This window comes from Shinella sp. OV683, from assembly GCF_057787725.1.
Genome location: NZ_CM173543.1, coordinates 4,763,780 through 4,784,810 on the forward strand (window position 1 = coordinate 4,763,780; position 21,031 = coordinate 4,784,810).

Consider the following 21,031-nt stretch of genomic DNA (forward strand, 5'->3'; position numbering starts at 1 on the left):
TGAGATGAGGGGTTGTGCGAAGCGCCTCGCGTGTCGCCGGGAACCCCTCATCGCCTCGCATATGCTCGGCACTTCTCCCTAAGGGGAGAAGAGGGAGAATGCTGTAGCCTCTTGATCCTGCTCTCAGCGCTGCTGTCCAAAAGGCACGTCTGAGCAAGTGGCTCAAGCCAGGTCGGAGCAGCAAAGATGAAGAGGGATTAGAGGATTCTCGCATCTTACGCCCTTACCCTTTCCGACTTCGGATCGTACATCGGCGCGAGCGATGCGGTGGCCGGCACGCGCTGGCCGGCGATCTCGATCTCGTAGGTGGAGCCCAGCACATCGGCCTCGCTCTCGCCTTCGCAGGGCACATAGCCGAGGCCCACGGCGCCACCGAGATAATGCCCGTAATTGCCCGAGGTGACAATCGAGACGATCTTACCGTCACGGACCACGGCCTCGTTGTGGAACAGCAGCGGCTCCTTGTCCTTGAGCAGGAATTGCAGCATGCGGCGCTTGAGGCCGCTTTCCTGCTTCCTCAACACCGCATCGCGGCCAATGAACTCGCCCTTCTTGGTGCGGACGGCAAAGCCGAGGCCGGCTTCGAGCACATGGTCCTCGTCGGTGATGTCATGGCCGAAATGGCGGAAGGCCTTTTCGATACGGCAGCTGTCGAGCGTATGCAGACCGCAGAGCTTCAGACCGACATCGGCACCTGCTTCGTCCAGTGCCTCGAAGACATGCGCCGCCTGATCCGACGAGACATAAAGCTCCCAGCCAAGTTCGCCGACATAGGTGACGCGGTGGGCGCGGGCGAGACCCATTCCGATCTCGATTTCGCGCGCCGAGGCGAACGGGTGATGCTCGTTGGAGAAATCGTTGGGGCTGACCTTCCGCATCAGCTCGCGGGCCCTGGGACCCATGACGCAAAGCACCGCTTCGGCAGCCGTGACGTCGGTGATAACGACGAATTCGTCCGAAGTGAGGTTCTTGCGCAGCCAGGCGAGGTCGCGCTGCAGTGTCGCTCCCGGAACCACCAGGAAGAATGCCGTCTCGGAAAGCCGCGTGACCGTCAGGTCGCTTTCGATGCCGCCGCGGTGGTTGAGCATCTGGGTGTAGACGATTTTGCCGGGCGCGACGTCCATCTGGTTGGCGCAGAGCCGCTGCAGGAAGGCCAGCGCATCGCGACCCTCGACGCGGATCTTGCCGAAGGACGACATGTCGAACAGGCCGACGCCATTACGCACAGCCAGATGCTCATCACGCTGGTTGTCGAACCAGTTCTGGCGGTTCCAGCTGTATTTGTATTCGCGCTCCTGGCCCTCCCTGGCGAACCAGTTGGCGCGCTCGTTGCCGGCGACTTCGCCGAACACCGCACCGCGCGCCTTCAGCTGCTCATGGATGGGCGAACGGCGGACCCCTCTCGCCGTCGCCATCTGCCGGTACGGGAAATGATCGGCGTAGAGCAGGCCGAGCGTTTCGGAGACGCGATCCTTGAGATAGGCGCGGTTCTTCTGGAACGGCTGGGCGCGACGGATATCGACTTCCCAGAGATCGAATGGCGGTTCGCCGTCGTTCATCCACTGCGCCAGCGCCATGCCGGCGCCACCCGAGGAGACGATGCCGATCGAGTTATAGCCTGCGGCAACCCAATAGTTCTTCAGCTCGGGCGCCTCGCCGAGATAGTAGCGGTCATCTGGCGTAAAACTTTCCGGACCGTTGAAGAAAGTGTGGATGCCGGCGGTTTCCAGCACCGGCATGCGGTTGACGGCCATTTCCAGGATCGGCGAGAAATGGTCGAAATCCTCCGGCAACTGGTCGAAGCAGAAGTCCTCGCGGATGCCGTCCATGCCCCAGGGCTTGGCCTTGAGTTCGAAGGCGCCGACCAGCATCTTGCCGGCATCTTCCTTGTAGTATGTGCATTCGTCGGGAACGCGCAGCACGGGCAGCTGCTTGAGCCCAGAGATCGGTTCGGTGACGATGTAGAAATGTTCGCAGGCATGCAGCGGTACGGTGACGCCAGACATGTTGGCGAGCGTGCGGCCCCACATCCCCGCTGCGTTGACGACGTGGTCGGTCTCGATCGTATAGGTCTCGCCGTCCTGTTCGCAGGTGACGCTGACGACGCGGCCATCCTTCTGGTTGACCGCAGTAACCTTGACGCCTTCGATGACCTGAGCACCGTTCTGACGGGCGCCCTTGGCGAGCGCCATGGCAATGTTGGCCGGGTCGCACTGGCCATCGAGCGGCAAGTGAACGGCCGCCTTGACGTCGCCGATATTGAGATGCGGATACATCGCCTTGGCTTCTTCAGGCGAGATCTCGCGGACATCGACGTTGAAGGCGCGAGCGAGCGAGGCCTGACGGTAGATTTCCTGCTTGCGCTCCTCGGTCAACGCCACCGTCATCGAACCGTTCTGCTTCATGCCGGTGCCGATGCCGGTCTCGGCTTCGAGCTTGACGTAAAGATCGGCGGAATATTTGGCGAGCCGGGTCATGTTCTGCGACGCGCGCAACTGGCCGATGAGGCCAGCGGCATGCCAGGTCGTGCCCGAGGTCAGCTGCTTGCGCTCGAGCAGCACGACATCGGTCCAACCGAGCTTGGCGAGATGATAGGCCACGGAGCAGCCCGATACGCCGCCGCCGATAATGACGGCGCGCGCCTTGGCCGGAATTTGCTTCTTGGCGTTCATGCACGCAGCCTTTCATTCATCGGATCGAACAGCGGCTTGTCTTCCTGCACCACGGCCTTGCGGCGGTCGCCGAAGATCTCGACTTCCACTTCCGTGCCCGGTTCCGCCAAATCAGCACGCAGCATGCCGAGCGCCACGGACTTGCCAATGCGGTAGCCCCAATTACCGGAGGTGGTTTCGCCGACGACCTTGCCGTCATGCCAGAGCGTCGACATGTAGGGAGCGTCGCAATCGGCGGCGTCGACCACGAGGGTGACGAAGCGCTTGGTGATACCCTGCTGCTTTTCGCGCTCCATCGCCGCCTTGCCCTTGAAATCCGGCTTGGCCCAATCGACGAAGCGTTCCATGCCGCCCTGCAGGATCGTGTAATCGGTGGAGAGGTCGCCCTTCCAGGCGCGATAGCCCTTTTCGATTCGGAGCGAATCCAGCGCTTCCATGCCGAATGGCTTGAGGCCATGCTTCTGGCCGGCAGCCCAGACGGCGTCGAATACATCGGCGGTATCCTCGACCTTGGTGTGCAGTTCCCAGCCGAGTTCGCCGGCGAACGAAACCCGGACGAGCTGCAGCCACTTACCGGCGATCTGACAAGACTGATGTGTCAGCCAGCCCTTGGCGAGATCGGCGTCGGAGACTTCCGCGAGAACGGCGCGCGAATTCGGTCCGGTGAGTATCTGGCAGGTGAAGTTGTCCGTGACATCGTCGATTGTGAAGGCAGCATCCTTGGGCAGGTGTTTCTTCAGCCATTCGAGATCGTGAAGCTGGGCAGTGGCCGCTGTGATCAGGAAGAAGAAATCCTCATCCAGCATCATCAGCGAGTTTTCAGTGACGATCCGACCCTGATCATCGGAGAAATAGGCGAGGCCGATGCGACCTGGCTTCGGCACCTTGCCGGTGATCAGGCCCTTCAGCCATTCCATGGCGCCCGGCCCCTTGACGCGGTAGCGCGAGAAACCGGGAAGATCGAGAATTCCGGCGGCATCGCGCACGGCGAGGCATTCTTCTTCGATGCGCTTGGCCCACGGACCCTGGCGGCTCCAGGTCTGGGTTGCCTCTTCGGACGTGTCATCGCCCGGCTTGGCGTACCACATGGCGCGTTCCCAGCCGTTATACGGCTTGAACTGCGCGCCGAGCGCCTTGATACGGTCGTGGATCGGCGAAAGCTTGCGATCGCGGCCGGCCGGCCAATAGTGCTTGGGGAAATGCATGGCATATTCGTGGCCGTAGATTTCCATGCCCTTGTCGATGCAATATTGCGGATCGGTGTAGCTGGTGTATCGGCGCGGATCGCAGGACCACATGTCCCATTCGGTCTCGCCATTCATCACCCATTCCGCCAGCACCTTGCCGGCACCGCCGGCCTGGCAGATACCGAAGGTGAAGACGCAGACTTCGAAGGCATTGGGCACGCCGGGCATCGGCCCGATCAACGGGTTGCCATCCGGCGCATAGGGGATGGGGCCATTGATCATCTTCGAAAGGCCGGCCGTGCCGAGGATCGGCACGCGCTCGATGGCGTCGTTGAGATACCATTCGAGGCGTTCGAGATCGTCCGGGAACAGCTGGAAGGAGAAATCCTCCGGCATCGGGTCGTCCTTGGTGATCCAATGCGCCTTGCAGTTCTTCTCGTAGGGGCCGAGATTCATCCCGTACTTTTCCTGGCGGAGATAGTAGGACGAGTCGACGTCACGCATCAGCGGCAGCTTGTGGCCGGCTTCCTTCGACCACGCTTCGAGTTCGGGGATGGTGTCGAACAGCATGTACTGATGGCTCATGACCATCATCGGCACGTCGCGGCCGAACATCTTGCCGACTTCGCGGGCGTAATAGCCGGCGGCGTTGACGACATATTCGCACCGCACCTCGCCCTTGGGTGTGGTGATCACCCACTCGTCATTTTCGCGGCGAACCGCGGTCACCGGACAGAAGCGGACGATCTTGGCGCCGAGATCGCGAGCACCCTTGGCCAGTGCTTGCGTCAACTGGGCGGGATCGATGTCGCCGTCATTGGGGTCGTAGAGTGCGCCAGTCAGGTCATGCGTCTCGGCGAAAGGATAGCGGCTCCTGATCTCGTCGGGCGACAGGATATCCAGATCCATGCCTTGATAGCGTCCCATGCCGACGACACGCTTGAATTCCTGCAGGCGTTCCTTGGTGTGACCGAGGCGAATCGAGCCCGTCACATGGTAGTTCATGGGGTAGTCGACCTGCTCACCCAGTGTCCGGTAAAGCTGGGCGGAATAACGCTGCATGTTCATCAACGACCAGGACGACGAAAAGGTCGGGACATTGCCGGCGGCATGCCAGGTGGAGCCGGCCGTCAACTCGTTCTTTTCGAGCAGCAGGCAATCGGTCCAGCCAGCTGTTGCGAGGTGATACAGGCTCGATGCGCCCACCGCGCCACCGCCGATGATGACGACGCGCGCCGTTGATGGAAGTTCGGACATTCAGGACCCCTGTGAGGAAGTTTTGGCAGAACTTCCGCGATAATTCCACGATCGTTCAATGCCGGCAACTCTACACCTCTTCGAAAGCCAATCTGCAAACAAAGGATAAGGCGCCAATGTCACCGTTTTTTTTGCGCGACATTCGTCACAAGGCGAATTCCCGGCGATTGCCACAAATTAATGCGACCCTTACAAGGATTTGACAGGTCGCGCGCAGGCGCGCGCGGCAAGCATTTTTGAGGGGCGTCATGCATTACGGTTTCATCGGCCTCGGCCATCTCGGACGCAACCTCGCGGGCTCGCTGCAGCGGGCAGGATTTGAGCTGACGATCAACGATCTCGACCGCGCGAACGCCGAAGGCCTACTGGCCGGCGGCGCCCATTGGGGTGATAATCCGCAAGCGGTGGCCGCCGGCGTCGATGCGGTGATCACCTGTCTGCCCTCGCCAAAGGTTTCCGAGGCAGTGCTGACCGGTCCGAACGGCATTCTCGCCAGCATGAAGCCAGGCGGCACTTGGATCGAGATGAGCACGCTGAGCTCAGAGGATGTCGAACGGCTTGCGGCATTCGTCGCCGCCAGGGGCGCGCGGATGATGGAAGCCCCGGTCACCGGCGGCGTCCACAAGGCGGCCAGCGGCGAGATCACCGTCATTGCCGGCGGCGACAAGGATCTGTTCGAGCTGCACAAGCCGGCACTCGAAGCGATGGGCGGCGAAATCTTCCATGCTGGGCCGCTTGGAAAGGCTGCGGTGATCAAGGTGATCACCAACATGCTGGCCTTCATACATCTGATCGCCACCGGCGAGGCACTTATGCTGGCGAAGAAGGGCGGCATCGACCTGACCGACGCGTTCAACATCATCAAGGCATCGTCCGGCAATTCCTTCGTGCACGAGACCGAGGGCCAGGTGATCCTCAACGGCAGCTACAACATCAATTTCACCATGGATCTTGCGGTCAAGGATCTCGGTTTCGCGCTCGGTTTCGGCAAGGAGTTCGGCGTGCCGCTCGATCTCGCCAGCCACGCAATGCAGACCTTCATCCGCGCCAAGAGCCAGTATGGTGGCGGCGCATGGTCATCGCAGGTGGTCAAGCTGCTGGAAGATGCGGTGGGCACCGATCTGCGCGCGCCCGGCTTTCCGGCCGAACTGTGATGAACACAATGGAATTCGACTATGTCGTGGTCGGCGCGGGCTCGGCAGGCTGTGTGCTTGCCGAGGGCTTGTCGCGAAGCGGCAAATATTCAGTCGCGGTGATCGAAGCGGGTGGCACGGATCGAAAATTCTTCGTGCAGATGCCGCTCGGCTATGGCAAGACCTTCTTCGACAAGTCGATCAACTGGAATTACATGGCCGAGCCCGATCCAGGTCTCAACGGGCAATCGGATTTCTGGCCGCGCGGCAAGATCGTCGGCGGTTCGGGCTCCATCAATGCCATGGTCTGGATCCGTGGCGATGCGCGCGACTACGACGACTGGGCCGCCGAGGGCAATGCAGGCTGGGCCTATCGCGATGTGCTGCCATTCTTCAAAGGGCTTGAGGACAACGAGGCCGGTGCCGACCCATGGCGCGCCAAGGGCGGGCCGGTGCATATCACCGACGCCAGCCGACATGCCCACCCGCTCGCGCAGCGCTTCGTCAGGGCGGCGACCGAAGCGGGCTTTGCCTTCAACGCGGATTTCAACGGCGCCACACAGGAAGGCGTCGGCATCTACCAGCTCAATTCCAAGGACGGCTGGCGGATGTCGGCCGCCAAGGCGTTCCTACGACCGGCGCTGAAACGCAGCGGAGTGCAGCTGTTTCTTCACAGTCAGGCGCTGAAGGTGGTGATTTCCGAAAAGCGGGCAACTGGCGTGGAAATCGAAACGCGCGGCGTGCGTCAGGTGATCCGGGCGCGTCGCGAAGTGGTGCTCGCGGGCGGCGCGATCAACTCGCCGCAGCTTTTGCAGCTCTCGGGCATCGGTCCCGGCGCGCATCTAAGATCGCTCGACATCGAGGTGGTCGCCGACAGTCCCGCAGTGGGTCACCACATGCAGGACCATCTCGGCATCAATTATGTCTTCAAGGCCAACATCCCGACGCTGAACCAGGTGCTGCGACCGTGGTGGGGTAAGCTGCGGGCTGGCTTGGAATTTCTCCTCGCCGGGCGCGGACCACTCAGCCTCAGCATGAACCAGGGCGGCGGCTTCGTGAAATCACGTCCAGAGCTTGAACGGCCGGACACGCAGCTCTACTTCCAGGCAATCAGCACATTTTCGGCAAAGAAAGGTACACGGCCGTTGCTGGTGCCGGACCCCTTCCCCGGTTTTGCGCTGGGCGTTTCCAACACAAGACCGACGGCACGTGGCACCTGCCTGATCCACTCAACGGATCCGTTTGCCCCACCGTCTATCCGCGCCAACGCCTATGGCACCGATGCCGACCTGCAAGGGATGCTCGACAGTGTCAAAGTCATCCGCCGGATCGCGACACAGAAATCGCTGCGCGACATCATCGTCGAGGAACTGCAGCCGGGCGCATCCGTCGTGGCCGACGAGGCGCTGATCGATGATTTCCGTAATCGCTCGGGCACCGTCTATCATCCCTGTGGCACCGCTCGCATGGGCAGCGATCCCTCTACATCGGCAGTCGATGGACGGCTGGGAGTGCGCGGCGTCGAAGGCTTGCGGGTGGCCGATGCCTCGGTTTTTCCATCGGTTATCTCCGGCAACACCAATGCTCCCACGATGATGGTTGCAGCCAGGGCAGCGGCGATGATCCTCGAAGACGCGAAGGCATAGCCAAATGCCGACACTCCCGGTAGACTCTCGGGCTCGATCCGTTACGCAAGCCCAGAAGATGAATGACAACAGCTCCCCTGCCGGCTACCAGTTGCCGCCGCTCGCTTGGCTTCGGGCATTCGAAGCGGCCGCGCGCCACCAGAGTTTTACGCTGGCCGCAGCAGAGCTGAGCCTTACGCAGGCGGCCGTCAGTCATCAGGTTCGGTCGCTGGAAAAGCATCTCGGCGTGACATTGTTCGAGCGACTGCCGCGCAGCCTGCGGCTCACCGAGAAGGGCGCGGCCTACCTGCCGCCGCTGCGCAACAGCTTTGACGAACTGGCTGCCGCCACCGCCGGCCTTTTCGGGCCGGTCGGCAAGCGGACATTGTCGGTGCGCGGACCGGTGTCCTTCATCGCCTTGTGGCTGGCGCCGAGGCTGCTGGATTTTCGTCAGCAATGGCCCGACGTGTCGCTGAGAATCTCGACGATCGTCTGGGCACCGACCTTGCAGGATGAGATGGCCGATATCGACATCCGCTTCGGCGATGGTAACTGGCCGGGCTACAAGTCGTCGCTGATCCAGTCGCACCGGGCGATCCCCGTCTGTCTGCCCGGCATGGCGCAAGGCGCCGACGATGCCGAGCGCCTGCAATCGGTGATGTCGGGCAAGCTGCTGATCCACGATACCGGCTACGAAAACCTTTGGCAGAAGCTGGCCAAGCAGGCCGGCCTAGCGTTTGCGCCCACCGCCGGGATGAATATCGACACGACAATCTCGGCGCTGGAAATGGCGGCCGCAGGTGTGGGGCCGGCGATCGTCATCGAAAGCCTCGCCGAATCTTACATCAAGTCGGGCCGGCTCGAACGTGTGGTCGACATGGCCATCCCGATCGAGGAATCGCACTATTTCGTCCAGCCGGAGGGCCAGAAGCGACTGAAGGCCGAGGCGATTCTGTTCCGCGACTGGCTGTTCAGGCAGGCAGCGAGTTGACGCGCCGGGCTTGGGGGCCACGTTTGGATTTCAAGGCGGGGCAGCATACTCCCTCTTCTCCCCTTGGGGAGAAGATGCCCGAAGGGCAGATGAGGGGGCGCTCTTGCTCTGAGCAAGCCTCGCCCCCTCATCGCCTCGCATGCGCTCGGCACTTCTCCCCGCTGGGGAGAAGAGGGAGTGTGCTGCACCGCTGACGCTGCCGGCTTTCAGCTGTATTGCCGAAAAATTTTGCTGCTGCAGAACATCAGCGCATCCCTTTGAGCCGGCTGCGATTTTTCGCGTAGTTGCGCGTATTCGGTTGATCGAAACAATCATTGTGACGCTTAATTTTTCTCGCAACATATTCCATTTCAACGATAATTATGATTATATTGAATGAACATTCAGCAAATATGGAGACGGCAATGAACGAGCTGGTGCGTGACCTGAGCATCCCCAACGATTGGGACCGCCGTGGCTTGCCCGGCTGGACGTATCACAGCGAGGCGCTGTTCGAGCTCGAAAAGCAGCATATCTTCCGCGAGCACTGGCAGATCGCCTGCCATATTTCTGATCTTCCCGAGCCCGGCAATTACCTGACGCTCGACATCGTCGGCGAGCGGGCATTGATCCTGCGCGGCCAGGACGGCGAGATCCGCGCCTTTCACAATATCTGCAAGCATCGCGGCTCACGGCTGGTGGCCGACAACAAGGGTGCCTGCCGCAATGCGCTGGTCTGTCCGTTCCATGGCTGGGTCTACAATCTCGACGGCACGCTGCGTGGGCCATCGCGCCCGAATTCATTTCCGCCGATGGACAAGGTCGAGTTCGGCTTGACGCAGCTCGAAAGCGAGATCTGGATGGGCTTCGTGTTCATCCGCTTCGAAAAGGGTCCGCAGGCTTCAGTTGCCGAGGTGCTGAAACCATTTGCGGAAGAGCTTGGTCATTACCAGCCCGAGACGGTCGTTCCCGCCAACAGCAAGATCTGGAGCCAGATCTCCGAGGTCAACTGGAAGTCGGTGCGTGACGTCGACAACGAGGGTTACCATGTCGCGATGGCGCATCCGGCGCTGCAGGATCTCTATGGCTCGACCTATTACGACGAGCCCTTCGTCAACGGCGTCTGCCGGTCCTTCGCGACTTTCAATCCACATGCCGGCCGCCGTTGGAGCGTGCGCAACTATGTTGAGATCGCCGAGGAGCCGCCGCGCCTGCCGGAACGACTGAAGAAGGCCTGGATCTATTTCGGCATGTTCCCGAATTGCGTCATCGCCGTGACGCCGGAGACCGTGCAGTTCTATCAGGAGTTTCCGCTTTCCAAAGGGCGAACGCTGCTGCGCGGCGCCGTCTATCGCTATAACGATGAGACGCGCCGCCAGCGCCTCGCCCGCTATCTCGCCATGCGCATCGATCGCGACACGCAGGCCGAGGACGTGCAGCTGACCATCTGGTCGAACGAGGCGATGGCGTCGAAGAATTTCAACAATTTCTACCTCTCGGATCTCGAATATGGCGTCCGGACCCATCACGACCATCTGCGCGCCGTGTTGCCGGTCATGACGCTCGACAAGCCACCACATGAGAGCGAGATTGCCGATATCAATCGCACCATGCGCAGGGCATAGGGATTGGCAGACTGATCGACGGCCATTTCAGCCAATAGAGGGCGGCTAGGGAGCCGCCCTTTTTTTCTGTCGAGATCAGCCGAGCATTGACCAAATAGTTATTTTATCAAAACATAATATTGCCGTGATCCCGGCGGGTGAAGCGCTTATGTAACACCTTGAAGGCAAACCGTTGCGCACACGGATTCGTTATTAGACGCGGCGGAACCCGGGTCCTAATGCCTGAGTTAATTGCAAGAAAAAGAATCGAAAGGCATGACAGTGCACCTCACACGCAGACTTTTCCTCCAGACCAGCGGCATCGCCGGGCTTTCGGCCCTGGCCAGTTGCACGACCACGGCGAGACCTGTTCAAGTCACCGAAGCCGAACCGGTCACTGCCCCATCTATGGCCTATGACGAGATTTATGGTGAAAAGCCGGATGAACTCTATCCGCTGCCAGCCATTCCCTACCAGAAGATCGATCCCAGATTTCTCCGGCAGGTGGTCGCCGATCCCACCGGTCAGCCGCCCGGAACATTGGTCGTCGATACCGGCAATCATTTTATCTACCTCACGCAGGGCAACGGCCAGGCAATGCGGTACGGCGTGGGCCTTGGCCGGCAGGGCTTCGCGTGGTCGGGTCGCGGCGTGATCCAGTACAAGCGGAAATGGCCGAAATGGACGCCGCCGGTAGAGATGGTCGCACGCCAGCCCGAACTGCAGGAGCGGCTCGGCCTCGAGGGCTCGATGCCACCCGGCCTGAAGAACCCGCTCGGTGCCCGCGCCATGTATATCTTCAAGGATGGCGAGGACACGCTTTATCGCGTCCATGGCTCGCCGGAATGGTGGACTATCGGCAAGTCGGTGTCATCAGGCTGCGTGCGAATGATCAACCAGGACGTCGTCGATCTCTTCGATCGCGTGGCGAACAAGACGCCGATCGTCGTGACCAATCTCTCGGGCGGCTATGAGGAACAGGTACAGAACCTCGACGAGCCGGCGCCGCGCTACAGCCAGGAGGATCAAGGTTTGGGCGAGGATCCCCGCTACCGAGATGACTATGCTCCCAACGATGATTTCCTCGAAGGGCCTGCATACTAAGGTGCGTCGCGATCTCCGGGATTCGCTTGTCGTACTTTAGCTCCTTGTTTTGACGCATGTTTTAGGCGCAACACCGCTGCACACTTTTGCGCAACATGCTTTAAAACGGGTTGCGCTCTGAAATGAAAAACGGGGCCGACTGGCCCCGTTTTGCTATCCGCAGATCAAATACTGGATCAGTCGTTCTTGTTACGGCGGGCCGGAAACAGGATGATGTCGCGGATCGACGGCGCGTTGGTGAGCAGCATGATCAAGCGGTCGACACCGATGCCGAGGCCACCGGCCGGCGGCATGCCCTGGTCTATGGCATCCAGGAATTCCTCATCGAGCTCCTTCGACTTCTCGCCGCGCGCATGCGCCTGTTCAAGCTGCTCGACCATGCGAGCCCGCTGCTCTTCCGGATCGTTGAGTTCGGAGAAGGCGTTGCCCAGTTCCCAGGCGTTGCAATAGGTCTCGAAGCGCTCGACAAGGCGCGGCTCGCCCGGCACTTCCTTGGCGAAAGGCGAAATGTCCTTCGGGAAATGCGTGACGTGGCTCGGCTGGATTAGCGTCCCTTCGACAGCCTCTTCGAAGATGAATGCCAGGCATTCGCCCCAGGTCGCATCCTTTTCGACTTCGAAACCGGCAGCACGCGAGGCGCCGCGGGCTTCCTCGTCCGTCTTGATGGCGAGGAAATCGATACCCGTGGCTTCCTTGACCGCATCCGGCATCGGCACGCGCTTGAACGGACCGGCAAACGAAATCTGCTTGTCGCCGAAAGCGAATTCCGTCGTTCCGTGGATCGACATGGCAAGCTCCGCGAACAGGCGTTCGACGAGGTCCATGATGTCCTCGTAATCGGCATAGGCCCAGTAGCATTCCATCATCGTGAATTCGGGATTGTGCCGGGTCGACACGCCCTCATTGCGGAAGTTGCGGTTGATCTCGAACACCTTGTCGGTGAGCCCCGAGACCAGCGTGCGCTTGAGGAACAGTTCCGGCGCAATGCGCAGGTACATGTCGAGCTTCAGCGTGTTGTGATGGGTTTTGAACGGCTCGGCGGTAGCGCCGCCATAAACCGAATGCAGCATCGGCGTCTCGACTTCCATGAAGCCGTCATTTTCCATGAAGCGGCGAATGCCGGAGACGATCTTCGAACGCTGCTGGAAGCGGAGCTTGGATTCCTCGTTGGTAAGGATGTCGAGGTGACGCTTGCGGTAGCGCAGTTCGATGTCGGCCAGTCCATGATACTTCTCCGGCATGGGCAGGAGCGTCTTGGTGAGCATGGTGATTTCATGGGCATTGATGGACAGTTCGCCGCGCTTGGTGCGACGGACAGCACCGGTCACGCCGATGATGTCGCCGAGATCGATCAGATCCAGCAGGTCGCGTGCGGCTTGCGGCGTGACGTCCTTGTGGCTGAAGATCTGGATCTTGCCGGATGCATCATGGATGTCCATGAACATGCCGGAATTGCGCGAGGAATAGACACGGCCAGCAACGGTGACGATGTCTTGCGTCTCTGTGTCGGGCGCCAGATCCTCGTATTTTGCAATCAGTTCCGCATTGGTAATCGTGCGGTGGAAATGCGCCGGGTATACGTCACCGATCTTCTCGCGCAGCAGCTTGAGTTTCTGAGTGCGGACTTCAGCGGCGTCGGAGGAGAGGGCTGCGGTTTCGTTCTTGTCGTTCATGGTTTCAAATCCTGTTGCGGCGTTGCCGCTGCGACCATCGTCCCCTCATCCCTCATTCCTGTGCTTGTCACAGGAATCCAGTGCGCCCAAGTCTTTGGGCGCGGGAGACTCTCAATTCATTGGTTCACGGCGCAGACGCGCCGTGGCTGGATTCCTGTGACGAGCACAGGAATGAGGGAGAGAGGATTGACCCCTCCCACCCAAATCACTTTTCCGAACCGACCATGGATGCGACGACGGTGGCGGCGACCTTGAGGCGCTGACGTACGACCGAACGGCCGAGCAGCGCCATGGAATCAAACAACGGCAACGAGCGCTGGCTGCCGGAAACGGCAACGAAAAGCGGCGGGGTGACGAATTTCAGTTTCTTGCGAAGCCGGTCGCCGATAGCACGCAGTTCGGCCTCGATCGTCTCGACATTCCATTCGAGGATCTTTTCGAGATCGGCCTGCACCGTCTGCAGGATTTCCAGCGTCTCGGCAGGCGGCGTCTTCACACCCGCAAATGACGCCGGCGTCAGGCCGACATCGGACGACAGCATGAAGCCGGCGAGGTTAGGCAATTCACCGAGCTTGGAAATGCGCGACTGAGCCAGCTTCAAGCCTTCGGTGAGACGTGAATTTTCCGATGCCCATTCCAGCACGCGGCCGATGAAGGCTTCCGGCGTCAGTTTTTCACGCAGCCAGCGGCCGTTCAGCCAGTCGAGCTTCTGGATGTCGAAGATCGCACCGGCCTTGGAGAGGTTTTCCGGATCGAATTTTTCGGCGAGCTCGTTCATATCGAGCAGTTCCTCGCCCTCGGCGATCTGCATGAAGAACAGGCCGAGGAAGTTCATCAACGCTTCCGGCATGTAGCCAAGCGCCGAGTAATAGGAGATCGAGGTCGGGTTCTTGCGTTTCGACAGCTTCGATTTATCGGCATTGCGCATCAGCGAGAGATGCATGAAGACCGGCGGCTCGAGGCCGAGATAGCGATAGATTAGAATGTGCTTCGGCACCGAGGCCAGCCATTCCTCGCCGCGCGCCACGTGGGTGATCTTCATCAAATGGTCGTCGACGACATTGGCCATGTGGTAGGTCGGCATGCCGTCGGCTTTGAGCAGGACCTGCATGTCGACCGCATCCCACGGAATGTCGACTTCGCCATAGACGCCGTCGACAAACTTGCAGGAGCCCTCGGTCGGGATCTTCATGCGCACGACGGTGGGTTCACCGTCGGCCATGCGCGACGTCACTTCCTCGGCGGAAAGATTGAGGCACAGGCCGTCGTATTTCGGGGGCTTACCGGCGGCGCGCTGGGTCTCGCGCATTTCGGCCAGCCGCTCTGGCGTGCAGAAGCAGCGGAAGCCGTGACCGGCCTCGACGATCTTCTCTACGAAGGGGAGATAAAGGTCCTTGCGATCGGACTGGCGGTAAGGGCCGTAGGGGCCGCCGACATCGGGGCCTTCGGACCATTTCAAACCGGTCCATTTCAACGCATCCAGCACCTTCTGTTCGAATTCCGGCGTCGAGCGAGTGGCGTCGGTATCCTCGATACGGAGGATGAATTCGCCGCCGTGTTTGAGCGCGAAAAGATAGTTGAACAGTGCGATATAGGCAGTGCCGACATGCGGCTCGCCGGTGGGAGAAGGAGCGATGCGAACGCGAACGCCTGAAGGTGTCATTTTGAACGGCCCAGAATGATGCTGGCATCGTCGACCCCGCGCGGCGGGAAAGAGGATGCATGTTGCGGGGAACCGGCCCGCAACGCCTGCTAAGCAAGGCAGCGGGATATATCCCTTAGGGGCTGCCTTAGGCCATATTCACTTACGCGCGTCAAGAAAAAGCTGATTCCAGGTCGCCGCGGAAAACAGGTCCGGCTTTACACCCCGTAGGTGTTCAAAAAAAGCCGGATGGCGGACGCCACGTTCCTCTCGATCATTTCCGCCGTCGGCGGCGCCTTCATTTCACCAAACAGGCGCGGACGGAACAATCCGGCGAGACAGAGATCGCCGAACTGGCGGCCAACCATCATCGGATCGTCGACATCCCGGAGGTTCCCAAGTTCGGCCTGCTTATGCAGGTAATTGGCCAGCATTGCCGGACCGCTGTTCGGCCCCGCCACCATGAACAGGTTGGCAAGTCCCGGCATTCGATCGATAACGCCGATGACGATGCGCATGCCGCGGATGGTCTTGTCGGCAAGCAGGTGGGTGGCAAACAGCACGCCGAAATCGTGCAGGGTCTGCGCGACCGGCTGGTTCTTCTCGAGAATTTCCTGCAACCGGCCAAAGATCCTCAGCTTCTGCCGCTCGATCATCGCCGCGAACAAGTCTTCCTTGTTCTTGAAGTAGACGTATAGCGTGCCCTTGGAGACGCCAGCCTCGCGAGTGATGTCGTTCATGCTCGTGGCATCGAAGCCCATCTGCATGAAGACGCACAGCGCGCCGTCGAGAATCTGCTCGCGTTTGACTGGATCTTCGCCGGCCGCAGGTCTTCCGCCGCCCAAAGGCTCCGGCTGTACCAAGCTGACGTTATCGGCGGTGTCACCGACCTCGTTCATTTCCGTTTTCCCTATATTAATATTATTTCGAACCGATCGGTTCGATTGCCCTTGATATGATCCAAAAAAAGGAATATGTCAACTCGAACTGAACCGTTCGGTTCGATAACTTTGTGTGTGCTGAGAAGCGGAGCATCCTAAAATGGCAAGATCAACGAGCAGCGCCACAATGCGCGCAGTCGAAGACAACAATGAGGTCGCGGCCGAAAGTGAAGCCCCGATCAAGATGGAATCCGCTGCGCCTGCAGCCCAGGCCGCAGCGCCAGTCGCAGCAGAGCCCAAGAAGAAGGGCTTCCTGCGCCGTCTCATTCTGCCTGTCATCGTCATCGCTGCCATCGGCGGCGGCTCCTGGTATGGTCATGAATGGTGGATCAACGGCCGCTTCATGGTCTCGACCGACGACGCCTATGTCGAAGGCGACATTACAAATATTGCTCCGAAGGTGACCGGCTACGTCGCCAAAGTCAACGTGGTTGCCAACCAGCGCGTCAAGGCCGGCGACGTCCTCGTGACGCTCGACAACGGCGACTACCAGATCGCGGCCGAGCAGGCAGACGCCCAGATCGCCACGCAGAAGCTGGCTTTGGTCCGCTTCGATGCGCAGATCAAGGCTGCCAATGCCGCTGTTGCCCAGGCGAATGCCCAGAAGACGGCGCTGGAAGCTACCCTGCGCGGGGCCGAAATCACCTCCAAGCGCGCGACCGACCTGGCTGAAAAGAATGCCGGCACGCTGGCTGACCGTGACAATGCCCAGGTCGCACTCGACCAGGTGAAGGCAAACATCATCGGCGCCGATGCCGCCATCGCGTCCGCCCAGGCCAACATCGCCGTCGTCACCGCCCAGCGTGGCGAAGCCGACAGCCAGATTCGTTCCCTCGAATTGACCAAGGCCAAGGCCGAACGCGACCTGTCCTTCACCGTGCTCAAGGCGCCCTTTGACGGCGTTGTCGGCAATCTCGCCGTCCAGACTGGCGATCTCGTATCGCCCGGCCAGCGGCTTGCAGCTCTCGTCCCGGTCAGCGAACTTTATATCGAGGCGAACTTCAAGGAAACCCAGGTCGCACATATCAAGATCGGCGCCGAAGTCGAGATCCATGTCGATGCCATTGCCGATCACGTCATCAAGGGCAAGGTTGCGTCGATCGCACCTGCGTCCGGCGCCGTGTTCTCGCTGCTGCCGCCAGAAAACGCGACGGGCAACTTCACCAAGGTCATCCAGCGCCTACCGGTGCGGATCGCCTTGCCCAAGGATGCCTTGAACACCGGCAACCTGCGTGCGGGCCTGAGCGTCGTCGTCGATATCGACAGCCGCACCGGCCAGCCTGCAACGGCGCATGTGGCCGAGGCCAACTAAGGCAAAGTGGCTCGCCCTCCTTCTTCACGGTGAAGAAGGAGTGGCCACCGATAATTTCAATCTTGTTCTGGCCGCCGGAAGACGACCGCAGGGAGAACCGCCATGGCGGCTGCAACAACAACTGTCACCGCAATCAAGGTGCCACCGGCCAGACCGGCAGCCGCGCCTATGGCGCATGTCGCACCGGAATTGACCACGCGCCGCGTCATCGCTTTCTTTGCGATGGTGTTCGGCATGTTCATGTCGATCCTCGACATCCAGATCGTCTCCGCCTCGCTTGCCGAAATTCAAGCCGGGCTGAGCGCCAGCAATGATGAAGTCGCGTGGGTCCAGACCTCCTACCTGATCGCCGAAGTCATCATGATCCCGCTTTCGGGAACGCTGGCGCGAATTGTCTCCACCCGCGTGCTGTTCTCAGTCTCTGCGGCTGGCTTTACGGCTGCCAGTATCCTGGCGGCGACTGCGACCAATATCGACCAGATGATCGTTTACCGCGCCATCCAGGGCTTTATCGGCGGCGGCATGATCCCGTCGGTGTTTGCTGCAGCCTTTACGATCTTCCCGCCCTCCAAACGTAACGTCGTCTCGCCGATCATCGGCCTGGTCGCGACCCTGGCGCCGACGATCGGCCCGACAGCGGGCGGCTATCTCACCAGCGCGTTTTCCTGGCACTGGCTGTTCCTGATCAATGTCATTCCCGGCATTATCGTCGCCATCACGACCTGGTTCCTGATCGACTTCGACAAGCCGGAATACAGCCTGATGAAGAAATTCGACTGGACGGGGCTCGCCGCAATGGCCGTGTTTCTCGGCTCGCTCGAATACTTCCTCGAGGAAGGCAACGCCAAGGGCTGGTTCGACGACAACACGATCACGCTGTGCGCGGTTGCCGCAACTATCGGCGGGCTGATCTTCTTCTATCGGACGTTGACGCGGGATTTCCCGATCGTCGACCTGCGCGCATTCACCAATCGAAACTTCGCCTTCGGCTCGCTGTTTTCGTTCGTGATGGGTATCGGTCTCTATGGCCTGACCTATCTTTATCCGCTGTTTCTCGGCCGTATCCGTGGCTACGATTCGCTGATGATCGGCGAGACAATGTTCGTCTCTGGTCTTGCCATGTTCTTCACGGCACCTGTGGCCGGCATGCTCTCAAGCAAGCTCGATCCGCGCTTCATGATGATGATCGGCTTCACCGGTTTTTCGCTTGGCACCTGGATGATGAGCCACATGACAGCCGACTGGGATTTCTGGGAATTGCTGATCCCGCAGATCCTGCGCGGCAGCTCGATGATGCTGGCGATGGTGCCGATCAACAACGTCGCGCTCGGCACGCTGCCAATGGATCGCATCCGTGGCGCATCGGGTGTGTTCAACCTGACGCGAAATCTGGGCGGTGCGGTAGGTCTCGCATTGATCAACACGCTGCTGACGTCGCAGACAAGCGCCCACTTCTCCCGTCTTGCAGAGCATGTGAACTTCGCCAATCCCGAAGCCACTGAGATGATCGCCAACCTTACCGCGAAATACGATGCAAGCGGTATGGACGGCAGCCAGATCGCCATCAAGAAGATGGTCGGCATGGTGCAACAGCAGGCCTACCTGCAATCGTTCATCGACGTGTTCATGCTGCTAACGATTCTCTTCGCCGGACTGGTCCTCATGGCTATGCTTCTTTCGAAGCCCAAGCCGGTCGGGGCCGGCGCAGGGGGCGGACACTAGGGGCCTCACCCGCTCCGGTGTCCGCCAGCCCAGCGACATCGTGTCGTCAGTTGACCTGATTGAGAGCCAGCACCGCGTTTGGTGGCTCCAGCGATTCAAAATCCACGCCATCGCCAAGTCCCAGCGTTAGAAGTGCGCTGCCGGCACCATCAGTCAGCACCACAGTGCCGTCCTCGTTCTCGGTCCAGTTCCTGGCTCGCGCGAGGCCGGGCCAGACCGTATCGCAATCCTTGCCGGGACTGATCTGGTGCGAGCGGGACGAAACCGCCTTGCCGCTGCCGATCAGGCAGGCTGTGCCATTCTCCATGTTGGAGACGGTGTAGTCGGTTTGATCCTCAGACTTGATGGAGGCCGAAACCATCGCATCGACGGCGGGTTTATCTACGGGCATCAGCGCAAGATAGCCGATGCCGGCGGCGATCGTCATGAAGGCAAGCAGGCGAATTCCCATCATCCGCTCCTTGTGAAAAAGCAAGAGCCGGGAACGCGAAGAGATGCAACGTCGCCCAGTCCCACATTCGAGTATGCGCGGCCAAGCTTGCGGGAGCGTTAACATTCTTTCTAATATGGTTAAATTCTAACTAAAGAAGCCGGCGATTTATCGCCCTGCTCCCTCAAATAACATTTCGGCCTTGTTGTCGGTAGCGAGTTATCAAAGTGCATGGGGATGGATGCCGAGGCGTGCGAGGCTGAGGCAAGCAGCATATTTCAGCGCGAATTTGGTCTTTCCAGTACCTTTATGTAGCGTCCGCAGTATCTGCACCGCGTCATCGGTCAAGCAAATATCACTGTCTCGCTTTCTGACCAGACCGTGCATACTCCAATACTTCACCACGCGCTTCGTCAGCTCGTAGGAGTGGTCGGGGCTTTGCCGTGCGCGCTGATCAAGCTCCAGTCTCAGCGCGTCAAATTTTATGGACGGTATCGGCAGCCGCAAGGGTGTGTTCCAGAATTGTCTCCTGAAAGTTCGCCCCAACTCGCAGTAGAAGTCCTTGGAGTGCCCCTCCATCGCAGCCTTCGCCAGGATAAGGTCTCGCTGGATATCACGGAGCACTTGCTCGGCAAGGATTTCTGCAGGCGTCCCCTCGGGTGGAACGGAGAATTCACACAGCGCGACCTTGCCCGACATTTATGACCCCTCAATTCTTGAGGCCAACAATGGGATGAGCAAATCAATTGTCAACAAACCATGCATATGCCGAAAGTTGTATTCCCGGCCTCCGTGTCGCCGCGAACTAACGTGCCTTAACTTCCGGCACCGCCGTGATCGCTTTGCCGTCCTTGAACCAGGAAATCACGTTGTCGACCACGAGGTCTGCCATCAGGTTGCGCGTCACCACCGATGCGGAGGCGACATGCGGCAGAAGCGAGACGTTGTCGAATTTCAGCAGCGCGTCCGGTACGTTCGGCTCGTCGTCGAACACATCGAGGCCGGCGCCGGCGATATCGCCATTATCGAGCGCCTTGGCGAGGTCATCCTCGCTGACCGTCCAGCCACGACCGACATTGATCAGCACGCCGTTCTTGCCGAGCGCCTTGAGGATCTCGGTGTTGATGGTCCGGTGCGTTTCCGGCGTCTTCGGCACGATGCAGACAAGGGTATCGACGGTCTCGGCAAGTCCCTTCAGCGTCGGAACGTAGTCGTAGCCGACGTCTTTCTTCGGCGACCGGGTGTGGTAGCTGATCTTGACGTTGAACGCTTCGAGCCGCCCGGCGATCTGCTGGCCGATACGGCCCATGCCGTACATGCCGATATGGCGTCCGCGCAGTGACAGCGGCGACAGGCGGAACGGGCCTTCCTTGACCCACTTGCCGGCGCGCAGATAATTCTCGGCCTGCGGCAGCAGGCGGATCGTGTTGAGCAGCAGGCCGATGGTGGTGTCGGCGACTTCCTCGTCGAGTACTTCGGGCGTGTTGGTGACCATGATGCCTTTTCCGGCAGCATAGCGCGCATCGACGCCGTCATAGCCGACGCCGAAATTGGCGACGATCTTGAGATTGGGCAGAGCGTCCATCAGAGCCGGCGTCATCTGGTTGAAGGTTGTGGCGCCCTCGACCTTTGCAGCAAGCTCTGCCGTCACATCCCTGGGGTCCGCGCTTGGGAGTTCCAGGAGTTCGAATTCTGCGCCGAGGCGCTCACGGAAACGCGGGTGAGCTTTGCCAACCAAGAGAATCGTTGTCATGGGATT

At 60.1% G+C, this 21,031-nt stretch carries 15 protein-coding genes; 7 read left to right on the forward strand and 8 right to left on the reverse strand.

All coding sequences use genetic code 11. From position 1 onward, the window contains the following. Nucleotides 1-215 precede the first annotated feature (215 nt). On the reverse strand, nt 216-2,672 hold the full coding sequence (locus ACXHRN_RS23030; protein ID WP_488638610.1) for a GcvT family protein: 2,457 nt from the start codon (nt 2,670-2,672) through the stop codon (nt 216-218). Next, nucleotides 2,669-5,116, reverse strand: coding sequence for a GcvT family protein (locus ACXHRN_RS23035; protein WP_488638611.1), 2,448 nt, complete (start codon nt 5,114-5,116; stop codon nt 2,669-2,671). Before ACXHRN_RS23035 ends, ACXHRN_RS23030 begins: the two co-directional genes overlap by 4 nt. Nucleotides 5,117-5,364: 248 nt before the next feature. On the opposite strand from ACXHRN_RS23035, the gene ACXHRN_RS23040 reads away from it, so the two are divergent. The 5 genes from ACXHRN_RS23040 (at nt 5,365) to ACXHRN_RS23060 (ending at nt 11,552) form a co-directional block, all read left to right on the forward strand. Next, on the forward strand, nt 5,365-6,270 hold the full coding sequence (locus ACXHRN_RS23040; protein WP_488638612.1) for an NAD(P)-dependent oxidoreductase: 906 nt from the start codon (nt 5,365-5,367) through the stop codon (nt 6,268-6,270). Continuing rightward, nucleotides 6,270-7,895, forward strand: coding sequence for a GMC family oxidoreductase (locus tag ACXHRN_RS23045; protein ID WP_488638613.1), 1,626 nt, complete (start codon nt 6,270-6,272; stop codon nt 7,893-7,895). Before ACXHRN_RS23040 ends, ACXHRN_RS23045 begins: the two co-directional genes overlap by 1 nt. A 58-nt stretch (nt 7,896-7,953) precedes the next feature. Then, a complete protein-coding gene (locus ACXHRN_RS23050; protein ID WP_488638614.1) occupies nt 7,954-8,865 on the forward strand; it encodes a LysR family transcriptional regulator in 912 nt (303 codons plus the stop codon). Between the two features lie 404 nt (nt 8,866-9,269). Further along, nucleotides 9,270-10,469 (forward strand): aromatic ring-hydroxylating oxygenase subunit alpha, encoded by a 1,200-nt coding sequence (locus ACXHRN_RS23055; RefSeq protein WP_488638615.1) that lies wholly within the window; start codon nt 9,270-9,272, stop codon nt 10,467-10,469. Between the two features lie 255 nt (nt 10,470-10,724). After that, nucleotides 10,725-11,552: a L,D-transpeptidase gene (locus ACXHRN_RS23060; RefSeq protein WP_488638616.1), complete on the forward strand. Its 828-nt coding sequence runs from the start codon at nt 10,725-10,727 to the stop codon at nt 11,550-11,552. 176 nt (nt 11,553-11,728) lie between these two features. Here the strand turns inward: ACXHRN_RS23060 and lysS are convergent, their stop codons facing one another. The 3 genes from lysS to ACXHRN_RS23075 all read right to left on the reverse strand — a co-directional run bounded on the left by lysS (nt 11,729) and on the right by ACXHRN_RS23075 (nt 15,766). Further along, entirely contained in the window at nt 11,729-13,225 is a 1,497-nt protein-coding gene (lysS, locus tag ACXHRN_RS23065; RefSeq protein ID WP_488638617.1) for a lysine--tRNA ligase, read from the reverse strand. A gap of 205 nt (nt 13,226-13,430) precedes the next feature. Next, on the reverse strand, nt 13,431-14,888 hold the full coding sequence (gene gltX, locus ACXHRN_RS23070) for a glutamate--tRNA ligase (protein WP_488638618.1): 1,458 nt from the start codon (nt 14,886-14,888) through the stop codon (nt 13,431-13,433). A 197-nt stretch (nt 14,889-15,085) separates the two neighbouring features. Beyond that, nucleotides 15,086-15,766, reverse strand: coding sequence for a TetR/AcrR family transcriptional regulator C-terminal domain-containing protein (locus ACXHRN_RS23075; RefSeq protein WP_488638619.1), 681 nt, complete (start codon nt 15,764-15,766; stop codon nt 15,086-15,088). Between the two features lie 142 nt (nt 15,767-15,908). Between ACXHRN_RS23075 and ACXHRN_RS23080 the strand changes: the two genes are divergently transcribed. Both ACXHRN_RS23080 and ACXHRN_RS23085 read left to right on the forward strand, forming a co-directional pair. Then, the gene (locus tag ACXHRN_RS23080; protein WP_488638620.1) at nt 15,909-17,120 is read left to right on the forward strand and encodes an HlyD family secretion protein; all 1,212 of its coding nucleotides are present in this window, start codon (nt 15,909-15,911) and stop codon (nt 17,118-17,120) included. A gap of 102 nt (nt 17,121-17,222) precedes the next feature. Beyond that, a complete protein-coding gene (locus tag ACXHRN_RS23085) occupies nt 17,223-18,842 on the forward strand; it encodes a DHA2 family efflux MFS transporter permease subunit (protein WP_488638621.1) in 1,620 nt (539 codons plus the stop codon). A 46-nt stretch (nt 18,843-18,888) separates the two neighbouring features. Here ACXHRN_RS23085 and ACXHRN_RS23090 read toward each other — a convergent pair whose 3' ends face one another. From ACXHRN_RS23090 to ACXHRN_RS23100, 3 genes are all read right to left on the reverse strand, one after another. Then, nucleotides 18,889-19,296: a hypothetical protein gene (locus tag ACXHRN_RS23090; protein WP_488638622.1), complete on the reverse strand. Its 408-nt coding sequence runs from the start codon at nt 19,294-19,296 to the stop codon at nt 18,889-18,891. A 198-nt stretch (nt 19,297-19,494) separates the two neighbouring features. Beyond that, a complete protein-coding gene (locus tag ACXHRN_RS23095) occupies nt 19,495-19,971 on the reverse strand; it encodes a hypothetical protein (RefSeq protein WP_488638623.1) in 477 nt (158 codons plus the stop codon). Between the two features lie 106 nt (nt 19,972-20,077). After that, the gene (locus tag ACXHRN_RS23100; protein ID WP_488638624.1) at nt 20,078-21,025 is read right to left on the reverse strand and encodes a 2-hydroxyacid dehydrogenase; all 948 of its coding nucleotides are present in this window, start codon (nt 21,023-21,025) and stop codon (nt 20,078-20,080) included. Nucleotides 21,026-21,031: the final 6 nt, after the last annotated feature.

Bases quoted from the DNA above. Each gene is read 5' to 3' on its own strand.
- ACXHRN_RS23030 (WP_488638610.1), bottom strand. From the start codon at position 2,672: ATGAACGCCAAGAAGCAAATTCCGGCCAAGGCGCGCGCCGTCATTATC.
- ACXHRN_RS23035 (WP_488638611.1), bottom strand. From the start codon at position 5,116: ATGTCCGAACTTCCATCAACGGCGCGCGTCGTCATCATCGGCGGTGGC.
- ACXHRN_RS23040 (WP_488638612.1), top strand. From the start codon at position 5,365: ATGCATTACGGTTTCATCGGCCTCGGCCATCTCGGACGCAACCTCGCG.
- ACXHRN_RS23045 (WP_488638613.1), top strand. From the start codon at position 6,270: ATGAACACAATGGAATTCGACTATGTCGTGGTCGGCGCGGGCTCGGCA.
- ACXHRN_RS23050 (WP_488638614.1), top strand. From the start codon at position 7,954: ATGAATGACAACAGCTCCCCTGCCGGCTACCAGTTGCCGCCGCTCGCT.
- ACXHRN_RS23055 (WP_488638615.1), top strand. From the start codon at position 9,270: ATGAACGAGCTGGTGCGTGACCTGAGCATCCCCAACGATTGGGACCGC.
- ACXHRN_RS23060 (WP_488638616.1), top strand. From the start codon at position 10,725: ATGACAGTGCACCTCACACGCAGACTTTTCCTCCAGACCAGCGGCATC.
- lysS (WP_488638617.1), bottom strand. From the start codon at position 13,225: ATGAACGACAAGAACGAAACCGCAGCCCTCTCCTCCGACGCCGCTGAA.
- gltX (WP_488638618.1), bottom strand. From the start codon at position 14,888: ATGACACCTTCAGGCGTTCGCGTTCGCATCGCTCCTTCTCCCACCGGC.
- ACXHRN_RS23075 (WP_488638619.1), bottom strand. From the start codon at position 15,766: ATGAACGAGGTCGGTGACACCGCCGATAACGTCAGCTTGGTACAGCCG.
- ACXHRN_RS23080 (WP_488638620.1), top strand. From the start codon at position 15,909: ATGGCAAGATCAACGAGCAGCGCCACAATGCGCGCAGTCGAAGACAAC.
- ACXHRN_RS23085 (WP_488638621.1), top strand. From the start codon at position 17,223: ATGGCGGCTGCAACAACAACTGTCACCGCAATCAAGGTGCCACCGGCC.
- ACXHRN_RS23090 (WP_488638622.1), bottom strand. From the start codon at position 19,296: ATGATGGGAATTCGCCTGCTTGCCTTCATGACGATCGCCGCCGGCATC.
- ACXHRN_RS23095 (WP_488638623.1), bottom strand. From the start codon at position 19,971: ATGTCGGGCAAGGTCGCGCTGTGTGAATTCTCCGTTCCACCCGAGGGG.
- ACXHRN_RS23100 (WP_488638624.1), bottom strand. From the start codon at position 21,025: ATGACAACGATTCTCTTGGTTGGCAAAGCTCACCCGCGTTTCCGTGAG.